Source organism: Microvirga sp. HBU67558, from assembly GCF_018069605.1.
GTDB classification, from domain to species: Bacteria; Pseudomonadota; Alphaproteobacteria; order Rhizobiales; family Beijerinckiaceae; genus Microvirga; species Microvirga terrae.
This window is the reverse complement of record NZ_JAGPUP010000039.1, coordinates 1-242: the sequence shown is the minus strand read 5'-3', so window position 1 is coordinate 242 and position 242 is coordinate 1. Positions and strand designations below refer to the sequence as shown.

1 pseudogene is annotated in these 242 nt (G+C 66.9%); it reads left to right on the top strand.

Annotated features, from left to right (window positions below):
* Positions 1 to 242 (top strand): annotated as a pseudogene (locus tag KBI52_RS00140) (cell division protein FtsH); the annotation flags it as partial.

Here is a 242-nt window from a genome sequence, read left to right as displayed (position 1 = left end):
GAGAACCAGGACGAGGTCTTCCTCGGCATGCAGATGGGACGCCAGCAGAACGTGTCCGAGGCAACGGCTCAGAAGATCGACTCGGAGGTCCGCCGCCTGGTCGAAGACGGGCTCAACGACGCCCGGCGCATCCTGACCGAGAAGGCGCACGAACTCGAAGCCCTGGCCCGCGGCCTGCTCGAGTACGAGACCCTGACCGGCGAAGAGATCCGCAATCTGCTCGACGGCCAGCCGCCGGTGCG